Here is a 22634-nt window from a genome sequence, read left to right as displayed (position 1 = left end):
CCTTCGAGAGACGACGCACCTCCTGCCGTGGGGTAGTGCGCCGTTTCCTTGGCCGAGGGGAGCAGGCTTGCCTGCTCCCCTCACTCCTTGTTTCAGGGCACCGCGAAGGGAGCATGGCACCGAACGATCGCGCCAGCTCGGCCCCCATCCAGCGCCTGCCGTGAGCACCCGGTCGATCACGGCATGCAGTCACGCGTTCGTCGCAGGTGTCTTCCACATCGCCATTTGATGGTCAAACCGGAAGGAGTCGATGCCATGTTCAAACCCATGCGATCTGCTGCAGTTACTTCCTTGTTGATCGCTGCCATCGCGTGTTCCGCGTCCGCCATGTTGCTCTTTCCGGGCCGCGTGCATGCAACCGCAGCTTCAGACTCGAACGACCCAACGCTCGAACGTGACAGTTTCGCGGCGCTGAACGCGCTGTATGCCAGTGAACCGAAGGCCAAGCAGATAGGCGCCAAATCCCGGGCCATCCTGGTCTTTCCAGGCATTGTCAAAGCCGGGCTGATGGTGGGTGGCCTGGAAGGCAATGGTGTGCTGATCGAGCAAGGCAAGGTCACTGCCAAGTACAACATCTCGGCAGCATCGTTCGGGCTTCAGGCGGGTGCGCAGAAGTTTTCCCAGGTGATGTTTCTCGCCAACGATCAATCGCTTGCCTACCTGAATAAGTCGAGCGGCTGGTCGGTAGGGGTTGGCCCCAGTGTGGTCGTCGTGGATTCCGGTACGGCGAAGTCGATGACGACCGACAATCTCAACTCCGATGTCTACGTGTTCATCTTTGGGCAGAAGGGGTTGATGGGCGGGCTGGGAGTTCAGGGGCAGAAGATCACCCGAACCTCCCATTGAACGCACAAGGCCGAAGTGTTCCGTGGACGGTGGGTGATCAGACCGGCCCGCGTGCTGCGCAACGGAGTGGTGTTTTGCTCATGTCGCCAGCGCATGGGACCACGCGCCAGTGGGCTGCATCTGTGACAGCGCGAATCTGCGCTACCCGGATTCAGTAGTCCTACGTGATCGAATGTCTGAAGTTCTACGGATTCCCCGAATGGGATCGCAAGCGCAAGCTATCGAGGTCGGTAGATCGGAAGGGGTTACATGGAAATCGCTGCGCCGCACGGCAAGTGCCTGCCTGCATTCCCCACTGCCAGCACCTTATCCGCCCATAGCTACATGGTGAAGCCGGACGACGACGCGTCCCGCTGCCGGACGCGGAAAGGCTTTATGGCCAACGTCAAGGAGGTGGCATCGTGAGACATCAATGGCAGTTGATCATCGTGGTATCGCTTGCGGCCGCGTGTGCCGCGACGTCAACCTGGGCCCAGGGTGCACAGGCACCGACACCGCCGCAGGAGTCATCCAATGAATCGCCCGCGGTCGAACCGGCGGCGATTCACGCCATCGATGACATGGCGAAGAAGCTTCGCTCGCTCAAGACCTTTTCGGTAACCGCCGACATCACTGATGAAGAGGTTTTTGAGTCAGGGCAGAAGGTGACCTATGGGGGAACCGTTACCTACAAGATAAAAGCCCCCAATCACTTCTTCGCGGCCATCGACAGCGACCGCAAGCAACGCAGCTTTTACTATGACGGAAGCCAGTTCACCGTCTACGCGCCACGGATGCACTACTACGCGCGCAAGCCGATGACCGGCAGCGTCAGCCAGCTGGTGGAGGCAGCCCAGCAGGACTATGGCATCGACATGCCGTTGGCCGACCTCTTTTACTGGGGTACGGACAAGGCGCCCACGTCGTCCATCGAGGCGGCGACCGTAATCGGCCCCGCCCGCATAGGAAAGACCGAATGCGATCACCTGCTGATGCGTCAGTCCGGCGTGGACTGGCAGGTGTGGATCTCAAGGCAGACCCTGCTTCCCATCAAATTGATCATCGCCAATCTCGATGACCCGACCCAGCCCGAGTACCGCGCCACCTTCGACTGGGATACCAGCACCGCTCTCACGGACAGCGCCTTCAGCTTCAATCCGACGCCGGACGATCACCCGATCAAGATCGACGAAGGCACGCAGACCAAGGAGGCCTCGCCATGAACAGCCGAATCACCCCACTGGTTATGGCTCTGCACGGTGCATTCCTGCTGTGTGCCGCGGCGCTGGTGTTTTCGCCACCCGTGGAGGCGGCGCGTGGTGGCCGCGGCGGCGGCAACTATCAACCCCGCGCCTCGTCACGCTCCAGCATCAACGCCCCCGCACGGAACAACACCGGGAACCGCAATTTCAACAACAGCAACGTCAACAATCGCAACGTCAATCGCAACACGAACATCAACCAGAACGTCAACGTGAACCGCAACGTGAACGTGGACGTGGACAACGGTTGGGATCATCGCGGATGGAATGACCACCCGGTCGCCACTGCCGCAGCCGTGACAGCGACGGTCGCCGTCACCGCCGCCGTGGTGGGCTCGGTCGTCCATTCGGTGCCACCGAACTGCCAGACGGTGGTCACCAATGGCGTGACCTACTCGCAGTGCGGCAACACCTGGTACCAGCCGAGCTATGCGGGAAGCCAGGTGCAATACGTGGTGGTCAATCCACCTTACTGATGCAAGCGCGCCCAGCCCGACGCAGCGGGTTGGGCGCGCACCGTATCCATGCCTGGTCACGCCGCCATTTTCCCCAGATCCCGTTTCATGCAACGAGCACGAGCCACCGTGACGCAGTAACCGCGTGAAGCGCTCAGTCCCCGCGCCGGCCCATGGTCGAACGCGACGTTTACGCGAGATGTAGCAGACCCATCCAAAACCAAATGGCTTGTTCTGGCCGACGCGATTGTGCCCGCTCGTCCGGAGGCAACGCCGGGACGTGTTGTCCCGGTTTTCCAGAGGTGCCAAGACCATGAATCAGATTTACCGCCTGTGCTGGAACCGAGTTCTTCGTCAGTGGGTGGTCGCCTCTGAGTTGGCCAGTGACCGGTCCACGCCGCCCGCACGGAAGGGGCAAGACAGGCGCAGACAGGTGCTGGCGCTGTCGGTCCTGGCCAGCGCTCTGGCGATGACTGGCATGGCGCGAGCGGCGAGCGGACCCACCGGCGGCCAGATCATTGCGGGCAGTGGCAGCATCCAGCAGAGCGGCTCGACCACGACGATCCAGCAGAACAGCCCCACCCTTCAGCTCAACTGGCAGAGCTTCAACATCGGCGCGGACCAGACGGTCAACTTTGCGCAACCTGGGCGCAGTGCCATCGCGGTGAATCGCATTCTCGGCAATACACCCAGTGACATCTTTGGCCATCTGAATGCCAACGGCCAGGTCTGGCTGATCAACCCCAACGGCGTACTGTTTGGACAGAGCGCACAGGTGAACGTAGGCGGCCTGGTTGCCTCCACGCTGGACCCTGGCAATGACAGCCTCACGGGGAACCAGCACAGCTTCAGTGGGTCCGGTACCGGCAGCGTCGTCAATCAGGGCACGATCCACGCTGCCACTGGTGGTTATGTCGCCCTGCTTGGCAACCAGGTATCCAACCAGGGCGTGATCAGCGCCACGCTCGGCTCGGTGGCGCTGGCCGGTGGCAGCGCGATCACGCTCACGTTCAGCGATTCGAAGCTCGTTCACGTGCAGGTTGACCGCAGCACGCTCAACAATCTTGCCGAGAACCGCCAGCTGCTGCTCGCCGACGGCGGCCAGGTCATCATGACCGCGGGCGCCAGGGACTCGCTGCTCGCCAGCGCCGTGAACAACAGCGGCAAGATACGCGCGCAGGCCGTGGAGAACCACAACGGCACCATCACGCTGATGGCGGGCATGTCGGCGGGACAGGTAAACGTCGGCGGCCAGCTCGATGCCAGCGCACCGCATGGTGGCGACGGTGGCCTCATCGAAACCTCGGCGGCGCATTTCGCACTGGCGCCCGACGCCCAGATCACCGCTGCCGCACCGCACGGCCGTGCCGGAACCTGGCTGGTCGACCCGACCGACCTGACGATCGACAGCGCCGCGGCCACCACTATTTCCACCACCTTGAACGGCGGCACCAGCGTCGTGGAGCAGACGACCGCGACAGGTGCGTCCGGCGCTGGCCTGCAGAGCCCCGGGAGTGGTGACATCACCGTGGCTGCCCCAATCAGCTGGACTAACGCCGCCGCCAACCTGACCCTGGATGCGTACAACGCGATCAACGTCAACGCACCGATCGGTGGCGCCGGCAAGGTCACCCTGCTGGCCCGCGCTTCCAACCTCACCATCGGCTCGGGCGCTACGATCACCGGTGGCAAAGGCGTGACCCTGGCGACCGCCGGCAACTTCATCAACAACGGTGGCGCGAGCGCGGTCAGCACCGGCACGTCGGCGCCATGGCTGATCTACTCGAGCAATCCCGCCAACGACACCACCGGCGGGCTCGCGCCCGCCTTCGTCCAGTACAACGCGCCCTATTCGACCACGCCTGCCGCCAGCGGCAACGGCTTCCTCTACAGCCTTGCGCCCACCATCAACCTCACCGGCCTGACCGGCACGGTAAGCAAGGTGTACGACGCCACCACTACGGCAACCCTGACCGGCGCCAACCTGCAGACCACGGGCCTGGTGAACGGTGACAAGATCACCCGCGCCATCGGCACGTATGCCACCGCCAACGCAGGCAACAGCATCGTGGTGAACTCGCCCACGTCGCTGGCCAACGTCACTATCGTCACCGCCGCGGGCCTGCCGGTGTATGGCTACAAGGCTGGCGGCACGGCCAGCGCCGCCATCGGCACCATTACCCCTGCACCACTGACGGCGAGCATCGTCAACGATCCCACCAAGGTCTATGACGGCACCACCAACGCGACGCTCAGAGCCAACGACTACAGCTTCAGCGGATTCGTCGCAGGACAGGGAGCCACCGTCAACCAGGCCAGTTCAGCCAACTATGCCAGCGCCAACGCGGGCACGGGCATTGCGGTCACCGCCACGTTTACCCCGACCAATTTCGTGGCCGACAGCGGAACCAACCTCGCCAACTACAGCCTGCCCATCAGCGCAACGGGCACCGGCACCATCTCACAGGCACCTTTGCTGGTCACCGGCCTGGCCACATCCAACAAGGTCTACGACGGCACCCGGGCAGCCAGCCTCAGTACCAGCGGTGCCACGCTGTTCGGCCTGATCAGCACCGACACCGGACAGGTCACCCTGGGTACCTCGGGCGCGAGCGCGGCATTCGTCACGCCAAATGTCGGCAACGGCATCCAGGTGCTGGCCAGCGGCTTCTCGCTAAGCGGCACCAAGGCAGGCAACTATTTCATCCAGCCGACGGACTACCTGCACGCCGACATCACGCAAAAGGCGTTGTCCATTGCGGGCGTCACCGCCAACAACAAGGTGTACGACGGCACCAATGTGGCCACGCTCAATCTGTCCAGCGCGACGGTCAGCGGCCTGGTTCCCTCGGACGCGGGCAACGTGAGTCTGTCGACCAGTGGCGCTACCGGCACCTTCAGCCAATCCAACGTGGGCAACAACCTGGCCGTTTCGGCCAATGGCTTTACGCTGTCCGGGTCGGCGGCGGGCAATTACAGCATCGCAGCGTTGGCAGGCGTCACCGCCAACATCACGCCCGCCCCCTTGACCATCAACTTCCTGGGCAGCCCCACCAAGGTCTACGACGGCACCACGGCCGTGGTGCTGAACCAGTCCAACTACAGCATCTCGGGATTCGTGGCGGGCCAAAGCGCCACCATCACGCAAGTGTCCGGCGGTTATGCCACGCCGCATGCCGGCACCGGCATTGCCGTCACCGCGACGCTGACGGCATCCGACTTCAGCCCGGCGACCGGCACCTCGATGTCGAACTACAGCTTTCCCACCAGCCTGGTCGGTTCCACGGGCATCATCCAGCCGCAGCCGATCCAGGTCGACATCGTCAACAATCCGAGCAAGCAGTACGACGGGAACGATGTCGCCACGCTGGGGCCGGGCAACTATGCCGTCACCGGCACCATTCCCGGCGAGCAGATCAACCTGAGTCCGGCACCGACGACCGGCACCTATGCCTCGGCCAATGCCGGTTTCTGGAACGTCACCACGACGCTCTCGCCCAGCAATTTCGCAGCGGGTCCCAACACGCTGTTGAGCGATTACGTATTGCCCACCACGGCCAACGGCATGGGCACGATCTACAAGAGGCAGATCGGTCCCGGCTACTTCACCGTGAACATCACGGGCAACCCATCCAAGGTCTATGACGGCACCACCACGGCCATCATCGCGGCCAGCGACTTCACCCTGTCGGGCTTCGCGCCTGGCCAGGGAGCCACCGTGAATCAAACCGTGATCGGCGATTACGCGACCAAGAATGCAGGTTCGCAGCCGGTGCACGCATCGATACTGGAATCCTATTTCACACCCAACCCTGGCACAGACCTCAACAACTACACCTTCCCCGTGGACGCCTACGGCACCGGCACCATCATCCCGGCGCCGCTGACCGTCAGCATCATCAACAACCCGACCAAGATCTATAACGGCAGCGCCTTGGCGCGGCTCACCAGCACCAACTTCCAGATCAATGGTTTCGTAAGCGGCGAAGGCGCCACCCTTACGCCAACCACGCAGTTCAACTATGCGCTTGCCCGCGCCGGAAACTGGAACATCAGCGGATCGCTGGTGCCGAGCAACTACACCGCCAACAGCGGCACGCTGCTCAGCAACTACGAACTGGCCACCACGGCCGCAGGCCCGGGCACCATCAATCCGGCGCCGCTCTACATCATCAACGCGTACGCCAACAACAAGGTGTACGACACCACCACCGCGGCGACGCTCAACGTCGGCAGCGCTGCGCTCTCCGGCCTGGTGGCGGGCGATGTAGGCAACGTCACGCTCAATACCAGCACCAGCGGCACTTTTGCGCAGGCGAACGTAGGCAATGGCATCGCCGTCAGCGCCAATGGTTTCACCATTTCAGGTACCGCCGCGGCCAACTATCTGCTGCAGCCGATCGCGGGACTGACTGCCAACATCACGCCCGCCCCGCTCATCGTCAACGGCGCCATCGCCAACAACAAGGTGTACGACGGCACCACTACAGCCACCATCAACACCAGCGGTGCCACCCTGAGTGGCGTGCTCGGCACGGACAAGGTCACGCTCAACTCGTCCGGCGGCACCGGCAATTTCATCACCTCCAATGTGGGCAACAGCCTGCAGGTCACCACCAGCGGGTTTACACTGGGTGGTGCGCAGGCCGGCAATTACTCGGTGTCGCAGCCTTACGGACTCACCGCGAACATCACGCCAGCGCCGTTGTCGGTGAGCATCACCGGCAACCCGATCAAGGCCTACGACGGCTCCAACTCGGTCACGCTTACGTCCGGCGACTACACTCTCACCGGTTTCGTCAGCGGCCAGAGCGGCAGCATCAATGGCGTGACCAGCGCGGGCTACCTGTCGCCCAACGTCGGCACCAACATCGGTCTGCAGGCCACGCTGGAACCATCGAACTATTCATCCGCGGTCGGCACCAGCCTGTCCAACTATCTGCTGCCAACCAGTGCCACCGGCCCGCTGGGCGAGATCACGGCCGCCCTCATCACGCTCACCGGCACGCGGGTGTATGACGCCACCACCCTTGCGAATGCCAGCGTGTTCTCCGTCAACGGCCTGGTCAACGGAGTCAACGGCCAGACGCTGGGGCTGACTGGCGTTGGCACCTTGTCGAGCAAGAACGTCGGCATACACGTACCGCTCAGCAGCCTGGGTACGCTTGCACTGACCGATGGCTCTGGCCTGGCCGCCAACTACCAGTTGAACGTCGCCGCCAATGACTGGGTCACCATCACGCCGGCTACATTGACCGTGCTCAACACCACGGCGGGAACCAGGGTCTATGACGGCACCACGGCGGCGACGCTCAGCGGCGCCACGCTGAATGGCGTGCTCACCGGTGCCAGTGGCCCCGACAATGTCACCTTGACCAATGCTACCAATGGCACGTTCAACAACAAGAACGTGGGCAACGGCAAGCCCGTCAGCACCAACATGGGGATCACCGGCACCGATGCCGGCAACTACACCCTGGTCCAGCCCACCGGAGTCACCGGTGACATCACCCCGCTGGATGTGACGGTGAGCATCACCGGCAACAACAAGGTGTACGACGGCACCAACGCGGCCACGGTCAATTACCTGTCCATCCCCAACCTGATCGCTGGCGACAATGTCGGCTATACCGCGGGCTCGTCCACTTTCTCGCAGGCCGATGTCGCCAACAACCTGACCGTCACCGTGACCAATATCACGCTGACCGGCGCCGATGCCTACGATTACCACCTGACCAACAGCGGCCGCACCGCCACGACAACGGCCAACATCACGCCGTATATCCTCAATCTGCAGGGCACGCGTATCTACGACACCACCCGCAATGCCGCCGCCGCACTGTTTGGCGCGAATGGCGTCATCAACGGCATCCCTGGCGGAAACGGCGCACCGGCAGAAACACTCACGCTGACCGGCACGGGCACCCTGGCGTCAAAGAACGTCGGCCAGGAGACGATCACCGACGTCAACACCGCGTTCACCCTGACCGGCAACAACGGCGCCAAAGCCAGCAATTACGCCTACGGCACCAACAACTGGGTCAACGTGACGCCAGCCACCCTGAACGTGATCAACGCCGTGGCGGCAAACAAGGTCTATGACGGCAACACGAATGCCACGATCAGCGGCGCCACCCTGAGCGGCGTACTCAGCGGCGACCAGGTCACGCTTGGCAACGACACCACGGGAACCTTCGACAACAAGAATGTGGGCAACGGCAAGCCGGTCAGCACCATCAATCCCACCGGCAGCCCCAACGGCATGACCATCTCCGGTACCGACGCCGGCAACTACACACTGATCCAGCCAAGCTACCTGACCGCCAACATCACGCAGCTGGTGATCAACGCCGCCGTGAATGCCACGGCCCAGGACAAGGTGTACGACGGCAACACCACTGCCACCGTCTCCCTTTCCAGCCCGCAGGTGGTGGCGGGCGATACGGTGAACTTCAGCTACGGCACGGCCAATTTCGATACCAAGGATGCCGGCATAGGCAAGACGGTCACCGTCAATGGCATTACGGAGAGTGGCGCCGATGCAGGCAACTATGACTTCACCAATACATCGGCCAGCACCACCGCCAGCATCACGCCCTATGTGCTTAACCTCACCGGCACGCGCGTCTACGACAGCACGGTCAACGCCAACGCCAGTCTGTTTGGCAACCATGGCGTGTTGACTGGCGTTGCCAGTGAAACGCTCACCCTGTCGGGTAGCGGCACGCTGGTCGACAAGAACGTCGGCAACCAGAAGGCTTTCAGTTCCCTCAGTGGCTTCACGCTGGCCGGCAACAATGGCGCACTGGCCAGCAACTACACGCTGGTCGGTGGCACGGACTGGGTCACCATCACTCCCTACGCCCTGAGCGTAAGCGGCACCTCGGTGGTCTCCAAGGTCTATGACGCCACCATCGCAGCCACCTTGCAGGGATCGCAACTGGTGGGTGTATTCAATGGCGATACGGTTACCCTGGGCAACGACACCACGGGAACCTTCGACAACAAGAACGTCGGCAGCGGAAAGGCCGTGGCCGCCGGCACCATGAGCATCAGCGGCGCCGATGCAGGCAACTATGTGCTGACCCAGCCCTCCGGGCTCACCGGCACGATCACGGCGCGGCCCATCACGGTGGATGTCACCGCCCTCAACAAGGTCTACGACACCACCACCACAGCTACCGCCACGGCAACCTCCACCGGTGTGCTGGCGGGCGACAACCTGACATTCACCGCGGGACCGTCCAACTTCGTCACGCCAGATGCTGCCAATGGCATCACCGTCAACGTGACCGGCATCACCGGCAGCGGCAGCGATCTGAACAACTACACGTTCAACACCACCGCCTCCACCACCGCCAACATCACGCCCTATATCCTGGCCATCAGCGGCGCACGCGTTTACGACGCCACCATGGGCGCCGCGGCAGCCGTCTTTGGCAACAACGGCGTGGTGACCGGCCTCAACGGGCAGACGCTGAACGTGACCGGCGCGGGCACGCTGGTATCCAAGAATGTCGGCAGGGAGACGCTGTCCAGCCTCGGCACACTCGCGCTGTCAAACGGCACCGGCCTGGCCACCAACTACCAGCTGGACGTGGCAGGCAACGATTTCGTCACGGTCAGCCCCCGCTCCATTACGGTTGATGCCACGGGCCAGAACAAGGTTTACGACGGCAACAGCAACGCCACCGTCACGCTGGCAAGCAGCGGCGTGCTCGGAGCAGATGCGGTCAGCTTCAGCTACGGCTCCGCCCTGTTCAACAACCCCAACGTCGGCAATGGCAAGCCGGTCAGCGTCAGTGGCATCAGCGACAGCGGCGCGGACGCGGGCAACTACACCATCAACACCAGCGCCACTACCAGCGCGAACATCACGCCCTATCTGCTTACGTTGCAAGGTACCCGCGTCTACGACGGCACCACCAGCGCGGCAGCCAGCCTGTTCGGCAATAACGGCGTACTCACCGGCGTCAACGGCGAAACACTCACGCTGGGCGGCACCGGCACCCTGGCGAGCAAAAATGCCAGCACGGCCCAGCCCTTTGCGGCAAACGGCCTCGCCGGCTTTACGCTTGCGGGCAACAACGGTGCGCTGGCCAGCAACTACACGCTGGGCACCGGGGTAGGTGACTGGGTGGCGATCACCCGCAAGGCGCTCACGGTCACCGCGGTCGGCCAGGACAAGGTCTATGACGCCACCACCGCTGCCCAGCTGAGCAGCTTTACCGTCAATGGCCTGGTGGCCGGCGACAGCGCCTCGCTGGTCTACACCAGCGCCGACTTCGCCCAGTCCAACGCAGGCAACCATCTTCTGATCACCGTAGCCGGCATCGGCGGTAGCGGCAACGATATTGCCAATTACACCTTCCCCGGCTCGGTCACCACCTACGCCAACATCACCCCGTACATCCTCAACCTCACCGGCACCCGCGTGTACGACGGCACGGCCAGCGCCGCCGCCAGCCTGTTCGGCACCAGCGGCGTGCTTGCCGGCGTCAAGGGCGAAACGCTCACCCTCGGCGGCAGCGGCGCCCTGGTGGACAAACACGCGGGCATCCGCAAGCCATTCGCGACGAACGGCCTGGCCGGCTTCACGCTGACCGGCAACAACGGCGCACTGGCCAGCAACTACACACTCACGGGCGGCACCGACTGGGTGACCATTACCCCGCTGCCGATCAGCCTTGCCGCCACCGGGCAGGACAAGGTCTACGACGGCAGCACGGCCGCACAAGTCTCGCTGACACCCACCGGCATACTCGCTGGCGACACGGTGAACTTCAGTTACGCCGCCGCCAACTTCGACACCAGAAACGTCGGTAACAACAAGCTGATCACGGTCACCGGCATCACCGACGGCGGTGCCGACGCGGTCGACTACATCTTCAGTCCCACCGCCACCACGACCGCCAATATCACGCCATTCATCCTCAACCTTACGGGACTGCGCATCTACGACGGTACCCGCACCGCGGATGCGGGCCTGTTCGGGAATAACGGCGTGCTCACCGGCGTCAATGGTGAAACGCTCACCCTCAGCGGCAGCGGCAACCTGGTCGACAAGAACGCCGGCATCCAAAAACCATTTGCGCTGCTTGGCCTCAACGGCTTCAGCCTCACGGGCAACAACGGGGCACTGGCCAGCAACTACACCTTCGCCGGCGGCACCGACTGGGTGACGGTGACACCCAAGCCCATCGTGGTCACGGCCAATGTCGCCGACAAGATCTACGACGGCACCACGGTGGCGACGCTACTCAGTGCAAACTACGGCGGCATCATTTCCGGTGACAACATCGCGATCAGCTACCTTTCGGCCGCGTTCGTTTCACCCAACGTGGGCACCCACGTGCCCATCGTGGTGCACGGGGTCAATCTGAGCGGCAGCGATGCCGGCAACTACATCTATCCATCCACGGTGCCGACGACGGCGAGCATCCTCCCCTATGTGCTCAACCTGACCGGAACGCGCGTTTACGACGGCAGCGCCGTGGCCGCCGCCACGCTGTTCGGCAACGATGGCGTGCTCACCGGTGTGAATGGTGAAACGCTCACCCTTGGCGGCAGCAGCATCCTGTCCAACAAGAACGTGGGCAGCCAGAAACCATTTGCATCCAACCTGCTGCCCGGCCTCACGCTGACCGGCAACAACGGCGCGCTGGCCAGCAACTACACCTTCGTCGGCGGTACCGATTGGGTAACCATCACGCCACTGGCCATCAACGTCGCCGCCAGCGCCAGCGACAAGACCTATGACGGCAACACCGCCGCCAGCGTGGACCTGGTGGGCAACGGCGTGCTGGCCGGCGACAACGTGAGCTTCAGCGATGGCTCGGCGAACTTCGCCACCAAGGATGCGGGCACCGGCAAACTCGTCACCGTCACCGGCATCAGCGCCAGCGGCACCGACGCGGGCAATTACAGCTTCAACAACATCGCCATAGCGCACGCCAGCATCGACCCGGCCGTTCTCAACCTCACCGGCACGCGCGTCTACGATGCCACCCCGAATGCGCCGGCCAGCCTGTTCGGCAACAACGGCGTGCTGGCCGGCGTGAATGGCGAAACCCTCACGCTCACCGGCACGGGCATCCTGTCGAACAAGAACGTGGGTCAACAGAAGGCGTTTGCGGCGGATGGCCTGTCCGGCTTCACGCTGACCGGCAACAACGGCGCGCTTGCCGGCAACTACACCCTGGCCGGCGGCATCGACTGGGTCACTGTCACGCCAGCGCTGCTGGCGGTGATCGACACCGTCGCCCATGACAAGGTCTATGACGGCAACACCAGCGACGTACTGAGCGACGCGACATTAAGCGGCGTGCTCAACGGCGATACCGTGGTCCTCGGCAACGACACCACCGGTACGTTCAACGACCCCAGCGTCGGCAACAACAAACCGGTGAGCACCAGCATGACCCTCAGCGGCAGCGACGCCGGAAACTACGTGCTGGAGCAGCCCGCCGGACTCACCGCCAATATCACCCAACCCATCGGGCCGCCCACGCCGCCGCTGCCGCATCCGTTCCCGCTTGGCTTCCTGGCGGTGCTGCAGTCGCCCTTCGCCCACAACGACATCGAGACGCCATACGGCACCGCGCCGGCCAATGCCATGGGGGCTGTCACCGGCAACCAGAAGCAGGAGGCCGACCACCCACTGGAGCGCAATCGCATCCGTTCGGACTTCCATGCCGGCTTGCCGCTGCAGGTCGTCGACGGCGGCATTCGCCTGCCCGCGGAGAGGTTGCCGTGATCCCACCCGCGAAGGCCCGCCGAGGCTACCTCCCCTCCATGCACAGGTTTGAGCTCATGCGATCGATGCGTTCGGCAAGTTCACGCGGTATCCGTCTCTGCGTGGCGATCGCCATCGCCCTGAACACCCATGCGGTGCTGGCACAGAACCAACCCGTGACGCCGCCGACCAGCAGTGGCCAGCTCTTGCAGCAAGTGACGCGGCCGCCAGCCGACCCCCCGTCGAAGCTCGGCCTGAGCATTCAGCCGCAGGCGCAGAGCGCCTCGCAAAGCACGGCGCGTTTCCTGGTAAAGAGCATCCAGATCACCGGCAACACCGAGCTCCCCACCGATCTTCTGCACGCGGCGGTGGCTTCCGGTGAAAACCGGGAATTGTCATTGAGTGACCTGGACGCGCTCGCCCTGCGCATCAGCGAGGTTTATCACCAGCACGGCTATCCGCTGGCCACCGCTTATGTGCCGGTGCAGACCATCAAGGATGGCGTGGTGCGTATCGATGTGGCCGAGGCTCGCTATGGCAGCGTCACCGTCAACAACCAGAGCTATGTGTCCAGCCGCGTGCTCCATGCCCCACTGGCGTCGCTGGAATCAGGGCAGCCGATTACCGAGTACACGCTGGAGCGCAGCCTGCTGTTGCTTACGGATGTCCCCGGCGCCACCGTCAATTCCACCATGCACCCGGGACAAAGCGTGGGCACGTCGGACCTGCAGGTCGATGTCACCCCGCAAGCGCGCTTCAGTGGCGAGGTGGGCCTGGACAACTTCGCCGCGCAGTACACCGGTGACGTGCGCGCCACCGGCAATATCTCCATCAACAGTCCGCTGGGCCAGGGCGACCTGCTCGACTTCGACGCGATCACCAGCGGCAGTGGCATGAAGTATGGCCGAGGGGAATACCGCTATCGCCTCAATGGCTATGGCACCACCATCGGCATCGCCTACTCCGGGCTCGACTATCGCCTCGGCGGCGATGCCCGCAACCTCGATGCGCACGGCACCGCCAGCGTCGGCAGTGTGTTCCTGTCGCAGCCGATCATCCGAAACACCGCGGGCAACCTGTATGCCATGGTCGAGTACGACCACCGCCGGCTGGACGACCGAATCGACGTGATCGGCCTCAACAACGACCGCCACATCGATCGCTGGAGCGCCACCCTGGCCGGTGACCAGATCGACGCCACCGGCGTGACCAACGCGCGCATCTCGGTGGATTATGGACGGTTGTTTACCGACAACTTCCAGACGGCGTTCTTCGACTATTTCGGTGCACAGACCGCCGGAAGCTACACCAAGTTCGAGTTCTCGATCTCGCGACTGCAGCAGCTTGACGCGACCAATGCCATGTACCTCGGCTTCTCGGCCCAGACGGCGAACAAGAACCTGGACAGTTCCGAGCAGTTTTTCCTCGGCGGCCCCGACAGCGTGCGCGGCTACGACGTGGGCGTAATCGCCGGCACCATCGGCAGCCTGGCTACCGTCGAGTACCGCCACGACATGGTGTTTTCTTCCGCACCTGGCGTCTGGCAGTTCACGGCCTTCTTCGATAGCGGCCGCGTGCAGATCTACGACAAGCCCATCCTGCCTGGCACCAACAGCGCGCGGCTGGACAGCCTTGGTCTCGGCCTGAGCTGGGCGGCGACGCATGGCTGGCATCTGGCGGCGACCGTCGCCAAGCCTGTCAGCGGCACACCGGCACTGCTTGGCGACCGGGTCGACACCTCCACCCATGTCTGGGCACAGGTACGCAAGGCGTTCTACTGATCACCGGGCGACCTTCAGCGATGAGGACCGGCCGGTGCAAGGCCCGACGCGCTGGCGCGAAACGTGTTGAAAAATAGATGTACGCGCTCACGCGATGCCGGCAGCGGGAGACCGGTGAAACCACGCGCCCTGCCACGCAGCTGCCTGCGCTTGCTCAGGCCGGGACCGCGGGACGCCCCCTCGACAGGACCTTTGATGGCAGCTCACCGTAGATGTGCTTGTAGCTACGGGAAAACCGCCCGAAATCCCATACGCCAAAGCGCCCGCAGATCTGCGCAACCGTCTCCGTCTGCCCGGCAGATTGCAATGCCTCATGGATGGCGCGTAGCCGCCTCAGCATCAGGAATCGATGCGGAGTCAGACCAAAATGCTCCAGGAACGCCGTCTGCAGGGTGCGGCTCGATACTCCCGCGGCCTGACTCAGATCCGTAACGAGCAGTGTTTCGCTCATCTCCATATCGAGCAGATCCAGCGCCCGGCGGATGATCTCCTTGCGTGCCAGTCTTGGCCGGCCGTGCGCGGTTGACGGCAAGGGCTCAACAGCCTGCACCGCATCGTAAATGCCAGACACGAGTTGCTCGTACAACGTGCGACGGGCGCTCATGTCCTCCAAAGCCTCCGGAGCGACATCGCTGACCCGGAAGATCCTGCACACAAGATCACCCAGGCCTGCGACGAGGCTCGGCATCGACTGGCCAACAAGGTGTTCCCCCGGGCCGGGACGAAAATCCTCCGCCAGATCATTCAGCCAATGGCGGACCGTGCCGCACCCGACACTGATGCCAACCCAACGCAACACATCACTGTTGTAGCAGTGAAAATGTCGATCCGGCACTAGCCACGCGATGGTTCTTTGTCCCATCGGCTGACCGTTCAAGATCACGTCGCCAGTTCGCGATAAAGGAAAGAACAACCCGAAGTTCTCTGGCTGGCATGCACCTTCGTAGATACTCCCTCCACCGTTGTGGCCAAGCATCACTTCGATGTCGGCCAGCACGATGTACTGCATGCCCCATTCGTCCGTATTCCGTTTCAGGGGAACATAGCGGCCCGAGACGCCGCGCATCGCTTCTTCAAAGGCGTCAAAAGCGAGTCCAAGCAAGCGAACCATTGCACCCCCAATGGCGGAACACATTCCCGTCGAGTCGATGCGGCCTTCCACGCCGAATGACCCCTCTCGCTCCCAGCGAGGCTACCCACTACAGATAGATTCATACCAAGGACACTTCAGACGGCCGTTTGCGCCAACTTATGCAGGCGCCGACTGTCATGCTCACCTTGTCAAGAATCGATAAGCTGCGTCAATGTTCCGTGAATTCGGGCGTGCAACGTCCAAGGATGAAGACACGGCGGCGCACACCGCCGGCAGGGTTGCGAAGAGCGTCGATGCACTGCCGATGACACCGGAGCCCGCGCCGCTTTCTGTCCCTTAATTTTCCGATTTTACGTAGAAGTTTCCGGATGCGGCGAACAGTATCCGATCGCCTGCTGCTAAATCCCTCGTTCTGTAATGACATGCACGCTGATTCAAGCTTCCACTCGCGACCTTGACGACCAAAGGCTTTAAAAAGAAGGCAGCCCAGTCGACGTCACGCAATCCCCGAGGTGAGGAACGACGATACTCCCACAAATCGAGCGACCATCCTGACGTATGCGCCAAGCCTCACCGAGCATGAGCTAACAGAAGTCCAGCCGGCATGACGCGAGCCACTTTGTCCTTTCCGGACAGGCCCCATCTCGCGGCTAATCACCTCACGGTGATGAGGCATCTGGAAACATATATTTGCATGGGACGCCCAAACCCTTGTCCAGCGACCAGCATTCACATCGACCGAGCTCATCATGGCAGCCATGCACAAGGAGCGACCGAAGGCCATCGTTGCCGACCCGCAGAGGATCATCTGTGAATGCCTCGCACATGTCCTCAGCAAGCGCTTCGACATCGTTCGGATGGTCCAGACGGGTCCTGCACTCTATCTGGCAATACATGAGTGCAAACCCGCGGTCGTCGTACTCGACGCATCCATGGCCGAGTGCACCGGCCTTCAGGTCTTACGGCGACTGAAAGAGGAGGGTTTCCCGGCAACTTACGTTGTCATCAGCGAGCATGACTCCGTAGCGGTCGCTTCTGCCGCCCTGAAGAGCGGGGCATCGGCTTTCGTTCCAAAACATCGTTCGAGTGAGACATTGCTTGAAGCAATGAGCCAATCACTGTCAGGGCGACCGTATGTCGCCCTTTCGACATTCAGGCGTCTTGCGAATAACGATTATGGCCGGTTTCAGAAACTCACCGACCGTCAACGTTCAGTGCTTCGTCTTATCCTTGCCGGAAAGACTTCCAAGCGTATCGGTCAGGAGCTTGGCATCTCGCATCGGACGGTGGAGTCGCACAAGTACACGATCATGAAAATATTCAATGCCGAGGCCACCATGACACTCTTGCAGTGCATAAAGCCCTTTGAAGAAGAGCTCTATGGGAGCGAAGGGTCCCTCGGGAGGGCCGTGGAGATGGCCTAGGCGGCCATGGAAAAATGAGCCGGCGTTTGGCTCAGGTAGCGGCGGCGGGTTGCTTAGGCGAGTCGGCTCAGGCCGTCGCCAGTACCGTCCGAAGGTTGATGTCATGCGAGCTGTCTTGTCAGCCATCGCCACCCGGGCCACATAGTGGTGAGATCGCGACGATAAGCGGATAACCCGATGCGGATAATCCATTGATTTTAAAGCACGCGAGCGAGCCATGGCCTCGACTTTCACGCATGGTCAGCATGGATGAATCGCCGGACGCCCCAACTTACAGGCCCTGAAGGGTTCGAGCTTTGGGAGAATCTCGCCCCAGAGCTCCCGCCATTCAGGCCAACGAAGCCGACCGGGCTCAGCCGGATTTCACCCGGGCGGCCTAGACTGATGCGCCATGTGGCATCCGCCGCCCCACCGAGTCCGGCCCCATGACCCAACCACCCTCCCAGCTTCCGGCCGTCATCACCGACCACAGCCGCGTGACCCAGGCCATCCTGGACTTCGTCAGCCAGATCCCCGACAGCAAGGTGCCGGGGGCCAGTGATCCGGAAAAAGCCGCCCGGCGGCTGGCCGCCCGTGCCCAGCAGCGCGCCGCGCTCACCGCCGGATCGCTGGCGCTGCCGCCCGGCCCGCTCGGCTGGCTCACCGTGCTGCCCGAGGTCATCGCTATCTGGAAGATCCAGGCGCAGATGGTCAGCGATATCGCCGCCGCCTACGGCCAGCACCAGGAACTGGGCCGCGAGCAGATGCTGTGGTGCCTGTTCCGCCACACGGCCGCGCAGGCGTTCCGCGACCTGGTGGTGCGCGTGGGCGACCGCCTGCTGTTCCGCCGGGTCACCTATTCCGTCATCGAGCGCATTGCCAAGACCGTAGGCATCAAGGTGACCCAGCGCGCCGTGGGCAGCGGCATCTCGCGCTGGCTGCCGGTGGTCGGCGCCATGGGCGTGGGCGGCTACGCGTACTACGACACCGGACAGGTGGCGCGCACCGCCATCGCCATGTTCAGCCAGCCGTTCGCCACCGATACGACCCTGGCCGACGCACCCGGCACGGAAACGACGACGCCCGCGGGATGACGTCACCCCCGCTTTGGGGCAAGCTCGCCGCCTGATTGCGCCACGCAGGAGCCCACGCATGAACCCTCGCCACGAGCGCCCCGTTGCATTGATCACCGGTGCCGGCAAGCGCGTCGGCGCCGTCATCGCACGCACGCTGCATGCCGCCGGCTATGACCTCGCCCTGCATTACCGCCATTCCGCCACCGAGGCTGAGCTACTTGCCGCCTCGCTGGAGCGCCAGCGCAGCGGCAGCACGTTTACCGTGCAGGCGGAACTGGCGGATCTGGACGTGCTGCCAGTGATGGTGCAGCGCGTGGCGGACCGCTTCGGCCGCCTCGATGCGCTGGTCAACAATGCCTCGGCGTTCTACCCCACGCCCGTCGGCACGGCGACGCCCGCGCAATGGAACGAGCTGTTCGCCTCCAATGCGCAGGCGCCGTTCTTCATCGCGCAGGCGGCCACGCCCGCGTTGCGCGAAGCGCGCGGCGCCATCGTCAACATGGTGGACATTTACGCGGAGCGCCCGCTCGCCAACCATCCGGTCTACTGCATGGCGAAGGCCGCGCTCGAAGCGATGACGCGTTCGCTGGCGCTGGACCTGGGCCCCGACGTGCGCGTCAACGGCGTCGCGCCCGGCGCGGTGATGTGGCCCAGCGATGGCAAATCCTATGACGACCAGCAGGCCATGCTGGCGCGCACGCCGCTACGTCGCGCGGGTTCGCCGGAGGACGTCGCCGGTGCGGTGCTGTGGCTGTTGCGCGACGCGCCGTTCGTGACCGGGCAGATCATCCGCGTCGATGGCGGGCGGACACTGTCCGTATAAACGCATGTGGCCGCGACAATGCGCGGCCACATGGTTTTCCTGTACGAGGTTCCCGCTTACTTCTTCGGCTTGAACGCCTGCTCCAGCATGGCCTGGTCGAAGCCGTGGCCCACTTCGCCGTCTTCCGCGTAGCGATACAACGCTGCAGCGTAGATGCCCTGCAGCGAGGCCTGGATCAGGCCGAGCATGGTCAGGCCGACCACCACGATGACGACGGCAGCGATGATGGCCGCCGTCGACTGCATGGCGAACGCGCCGCCGACCAGCAGGGCCGACACGAGGATGGCGAAGAACATCAGCAGGCCAAACACCACGCCAATGCCGGCGTTGCCGATGATGTTCTCGCCCCAGGTGCGCTTGAGCAGTTCCACGCTGCGCGAGATCGCCTCGGTCGGGCCCACGTCCTGGCTGGCCAGCACCGGCACCACGAGGAAGGTCGCGACCGTCCAGGCAAGGCCGAGGAAACCGGCGACGAGACGGCCGATCAGGCCCAGGCGCTCCTGCAGCGCACGCAGCACCAGGCCCACGGTGGCGGCGATCAGCGCGTAGCCGAAGATGCTCACGATGCGCTCGCGGGCAATCGCCATGCCGTCGCTGAAGCTGGTGTCCTCGCCACGCAGGCGTGCCAGCGCGGCGCCGGCCAGCGCGGTGTTGAAGAAGATGATCACGAAGTACTGCGCGAGATAGAACAGGAACATCAGTACATAACCGCCCGCGGTCATGCGACGGCCGTGCTCCGCCACGTCGCCTGCCGCGACCAGGGCCGCGATGATCGGAATCAGGAAGCTCGCCGCCACCAGCAGACAGCAGATGCTGGAGGCCAACGGAAACATCAACAACGACTTGTCCGAACGCAATACGTCGGCGCTGGCCTTCATCAAGGTCCAGCTTCGCGCGAAACGACCTGCCATATCCCTACTCCCCTGTCCTGTGGTGGCTGCGATTTCTAGCACTTGCCGTGTTACAGCGACAGTGCGGCGGGCCCGAGGCTTCCCCGGTCTTTATTCGTCCTCACCGTCATTCCCGCGAAAGCGGGAATCCAGCGTCTTTAAGTACACCCGCGAAGGCACTGGATTCCCGCTTTCGCGGGAATGACGGTGAGGACGATCGGCGCCAATAGAGGGGCCGTCCCTCAGAGCCGCTGAAGCTGCAGCGGCTCGCTCTCAGCCGGAAACGCCTCCCACAACGCCTGCATGGTCAACCCTGTCACCGGATGCCTAAGCTCCGGCGCAATGTCCGCGATGGGCTTGAGCACGAAGGCATGCCTCAGCTCCTTGCGCGGGATGTCCAGGTGCCCCTCGCCCTGACGCACCAGGTCGTCGTACAGCACGATGTCCACGTCCAGCGTGCGGTCGGCATAGCGCGGCACGTCGCGGCGGCGTCCGTGGCGGTCTTCCAGCGCATGCAGCCACTCGTTAAGCGCCTCGGGGGAAAGCTCGGTATCCAGCCCCACCGCAAGGTTCACGAAATCCGCGCCGTCAAAGCCCACCGATTGGCTGCGGTAGGCCGGCGAGACGGCCAGCGCGCCAAATCGCGCGCGAAGTTCGTCCAGTGCGGCGTTGAGATAGCGCACGGGTTCGACGTTGGAACCCAGGCTCAAGTAGACGCGTGCCATCGATTCAGTGCGTCACTGCGGCCGGGTGCCGCGCTCGATGCGCACGCCGACCGACTTCGCTCCGCGTACCGCACCGGGCTTGGACAGCTTGAGCCGCACCCAGGCCACGCCGAACTCCTCGCGGATGATCGCGGCGCATCGTTCCGCCAGCGTTTCCACCAGGCCGAAGCTGGAGGCGCCGACGTAGTCGATCAGGCGCTTGGACACGTCCTTGTAATTGAGCGTGAGCGCAATGTCGTCGCTGGCGGCGGGGAGGGTGTTGTCGAACGCCATTTCGATGTCGAACGACAAGGTCTGGCGCACGCGGCGCTCCCAGTCGTAGATGCCAATGACGGCATCGATGCGCAGATCTTCGATGAAAACGATATCCATGCGGATAGGTTACCGGGCCATCCGTGGGAGCGCACCCTGTGCGCGACTGCCGATGCCTCGACGAGCGTCGGTCGCGCACAGGGTGCGCTCCCACAGAACGCAGCCTGGCGTCACACTGCCGGCGGCAATGTTTCCAGATCCCAGCGCGGGAACACCTGCACTGATTCGTCCTGGTGCTGGCCATGCGCCAGGCGGATGGCGCCGGCCAGCGCAATCATCGCCCCGTTGTCGGTGCAGAACGCCAGACGCGGGAAGTAGGCCTTGAAGCCATCCTTCTCGCCGGCCGCGGCCAGTTCGGTGCGCAGGCGCTTGTTGGCGCCCACGCCACCGGCGATCACCAGTCGCTTCGCACCACTGGCCTGCAAGGCACGGCGACACTTGATGATCATGGTGTCGACGATGGCTTCCTCGAACGCACGGGCGATATCCGCGCGCGTCTGCTCGCTCTGGTCCGACTGCTGCCAGGCCAGCAACACCTGGGTCTTCAGGCCCGAGAAGCTGAAATCCAGGCCGGGACGGTCGGTCATCGGGCGGGAGAAACGAAACGTCCCGGGGCGCCCCTGCTCGGCCAGCTTGGCCAGCGCGGGGCCGCCCGGATACGGCAGGCCCATCAGCTTGGCCGTCTTGTCGAAGGCCTCGCCGGCGGCGTCGTCCAGCGTGTCGCCAAGGATCTTGTAGTCGCCGATGCCCTTCACTTCCACCAGCATGGAGTGGCCGCCGGACACCAGCAACGCCACGAAGGGCGGTTCCGGCGGGTCTTCCTCCAGCAGCGGGGCCAGCAGGTGGCCCTCCATGTGGTGCACGCCGATGGCCGGCACGCCCAGCGCCCAGGCCATGGCCCGGGCCGCCGAGGCGCCCACCAGCAGGGCGCCGACCAGGCCGGGACCGGCGGTATAGGCCACGCCGCCAAGATCGGCCGGGGCCAGGCCCGCCTGGCCCAGCGCCTCGCGCACCAGCGGCAACAGCTTGCGCACGTGGTCGCGGCTGGCCAGTTCCGGCACCACCCCGCCGTATTCGGCGTGCAGCTTGATCTGGCTGTAGAGGGTATGTGAAAGCAGCCCGTTGCCGGGCGCGTCCTGTTCCCAGCGCAGCAGGGCCACGCCGGTCTCGTCACAGGAGGTCTCGATGCCCAGCACCGGCTTGTTCAGAACCGGGTTGTACTGGGGCTTTGAAATTGCTGTCGTTTCCACGTTA

General features: G+C 63.6%; 14 protein-coding genes. 9 read left to right on the top strand and 5 right to left on the bottom strand.

What is annotated here, in order from left to right; genetic code table 11:
• Positions 1-255 precede the first annotated feature (255 nt).
• The 6 genes from HY57_RS05105 to HY57_RS05085 all read left to right on the top strand — a co-directional run bounded on the left by HY57_RS05105 (position 256) and on the right by HY57_RS05085 (position 15058).
• Positions 256-846 carry a YSC84-related protein gene (locus HY57_RS05105; RefSeq protein WP_019464362.1) on the top strand — a complete coding sequence of 197 codons (591 nt, stop codon included), beginning with the start codon at positions 256-258 and terminating at the stop codon, positions 844-846.
• A gap of 249 nt (positions 847-1095) precedes the next feature.
• Positions 1096-1251: a hypothetical protein gene (locus HY57_RS21815; RefSeq protein WP_019464361.1), complete on the top strand. Its 156-nt coding sequence runs from the start codon at positions 1096-1098 to the stop codon at positions 1249-1251.
• Entirely contained in the window at positions 1248-2048 is an 801-nt protein-coding gene (locus HY57_RS05100; RefSeq protein ID WP_158407922.1) for a DUF2092 domain-containing protein, read from the top strand. The genes HY57_RS21815 and HY57_RS05100 overlap by 4 nt, the downstream gene beginning before the upstream one ends.
• Positions 2045-2563, top strand: a complete 519-nt coding sequence (locus tag HY57_RS22065) for a DUF6515 family protein (protein ID WP_100218152.1) — start codon at positions 2045-2047, stop codon at positions 2561-2563. Before HY57_RS05100 ends, HY57_RS22065 begins: the two co-directional genes overlap by 4 nt.
• Before the next feature lie 292 nt (positions 2564-2855).
• Positions 2856-13298, top strand: a complete 10443-nt coding sequence (locus HY57_RS05090) for a YDG domain-containing protein (protein ID WP_081870086.1) — start codon at positions 2856-2858, stop codon at positions 13296-13298.
• 56 nt (positions 13299-13354) lie between these two features.
• Positions 13355-15058, top strand: a complete 1704-nt coding sequence (locus tag HY57_RS05085; RefSeq protein ID WP_038579406.1) for a ShlB/FhaC/HecB family hemolysin secretion/activation protein — start codon at positions 13355-13357, stop codon at positions 15056-15058.
• A gap of 154 nt (positions 15059-15212) precedes the next feature.
• Here HY57_RS05085 and HY57_RS20760 read toward each other — a convergent pair whose 3' ends face one another.
• Positions 15213-16220, bottom strand: coding sequence for an AraC family transcriptional regulator (locus HY57_RS20760; protein ID WP_144240773.1), 1008 nt, complete (start codon positions 16218-16220; stop codon positions 15213-15215).
• 680 nt (positions 16221-16900) lie between these two features.
• Here HY57_RS20760 and HY57_RS05075 point away from each other — a divergent pair.
• From HY57_RS05075 to HY57_RS05065, 3 genes are all read left to right on the top strand, one after another.
• Positions 16901-17575: a response regulator transcription factor gene (locus tag HY57_RS05075; RefSeq protein ID WP_019464954.1), complete on the top strand. Its 675-nt coding sequence runs from the start codon at positions 16901-16903 to the stop codon at positions 17573-17575.
• Between the two features lie 425 nt (positions 17576-18000).
• Positions 18001-18648 carry a hypothetical protein gene (locus HY57_RS05070; protein ID WP_019464953.1) on the top strand — a complete coding sequence of 216 codons (648 nt, stop codon included), beginning with the start codon at positions 18001-18003 and terminating at the stop codon, positions 18646-18648.
• A 58-nt stretch (positions 18649-18706) separates the two neighbouring features.
• Positions 18707-19453 (top strand): pteridine reductase, encoded by a 747-nt coding sequence (locus tag HY57_RS05065; RefSeq protein ID WP_019464952.1) that lies wholly within the window; start codon positions 18707-18709, stop codon positions 19451-19453.
• Positions 19454-19509: 56 nt separating this feature from the next.
• Here HY57_RS05065 and HY57_RS05060 read toward each other — a convergent pair whose 3' ends face one another.
• The 4 genes from HY57_RS05060 to tsaD form a co-directional block, all read right to left on the bottom strand.
• Positions 19510-20364, bottom strand: a complete 855-nt coding sequence (locus HY57_RS05060) for a DUF6159 family protein (RefSeq protein WP_019464951.1) — start codon at positions 20362-20364, stop codon at positions 19510-19512.
• Between the two features lie 221 nt (positions 20365-20585).
• Positions 20586-21068: a 2-amino-4-hydroxy-6-hydroxymethyldihydropteridine diphosphokinase gene (gene folK / locus HY57_RS05055; RefSeq protein WP_019464950.1), complete on the bottom strand. Its 483-nt coding sequence runs from the start codon at positions 21066-21068 to the stop codon at positions 20586-20588.
• Between the two features lie 12 nt (positions 21069-21080).
• A complete protein-coding gene (gene folB / locus HY57_RS05050) occupies positions 21081-21440 on the bottom strand; it encodes a dihydroneopterin aldolase (protein ID WP_019464949.1) in 360 nt (119 codons plus the stop codon).
• A 110-nt stretch (positions 21441-21550) separates the two neighbouring features.
• Positions 21551-22576 carry a tRNA (adenosine(37)-N6)-threonylcarbamoyltransferase complex transferase subunit TsaD gene (gene tsaD, locus HY57_RS05045; protein ID WP_019464948.1) on the bottom strand — a complete coding sequence of 342 codons (1026 nt, stop codon included), beginning with the start codon at positions 22574-22576 and terminating at the stop codon, positions 21551-21553.
• Between the last annotated feature and the right edge of the window lie 58 nt (positions 22577-22634).

Origin of the sequence: Dyella japonica A8 (assembly GCF_000725385.1) — a bacterium.
GTDB lineage: Bacteria > Pseudomonadota > Gammaproteobacteria > Xanthomonadales > Rhodanobacteraceae > Dyella > Dyella japonica_C.
The sequence above is the reverse complement of the archived record's forward strand: the minus strand, read 5'-3'. Positions and strand labels throughout refer to the sequence as shown.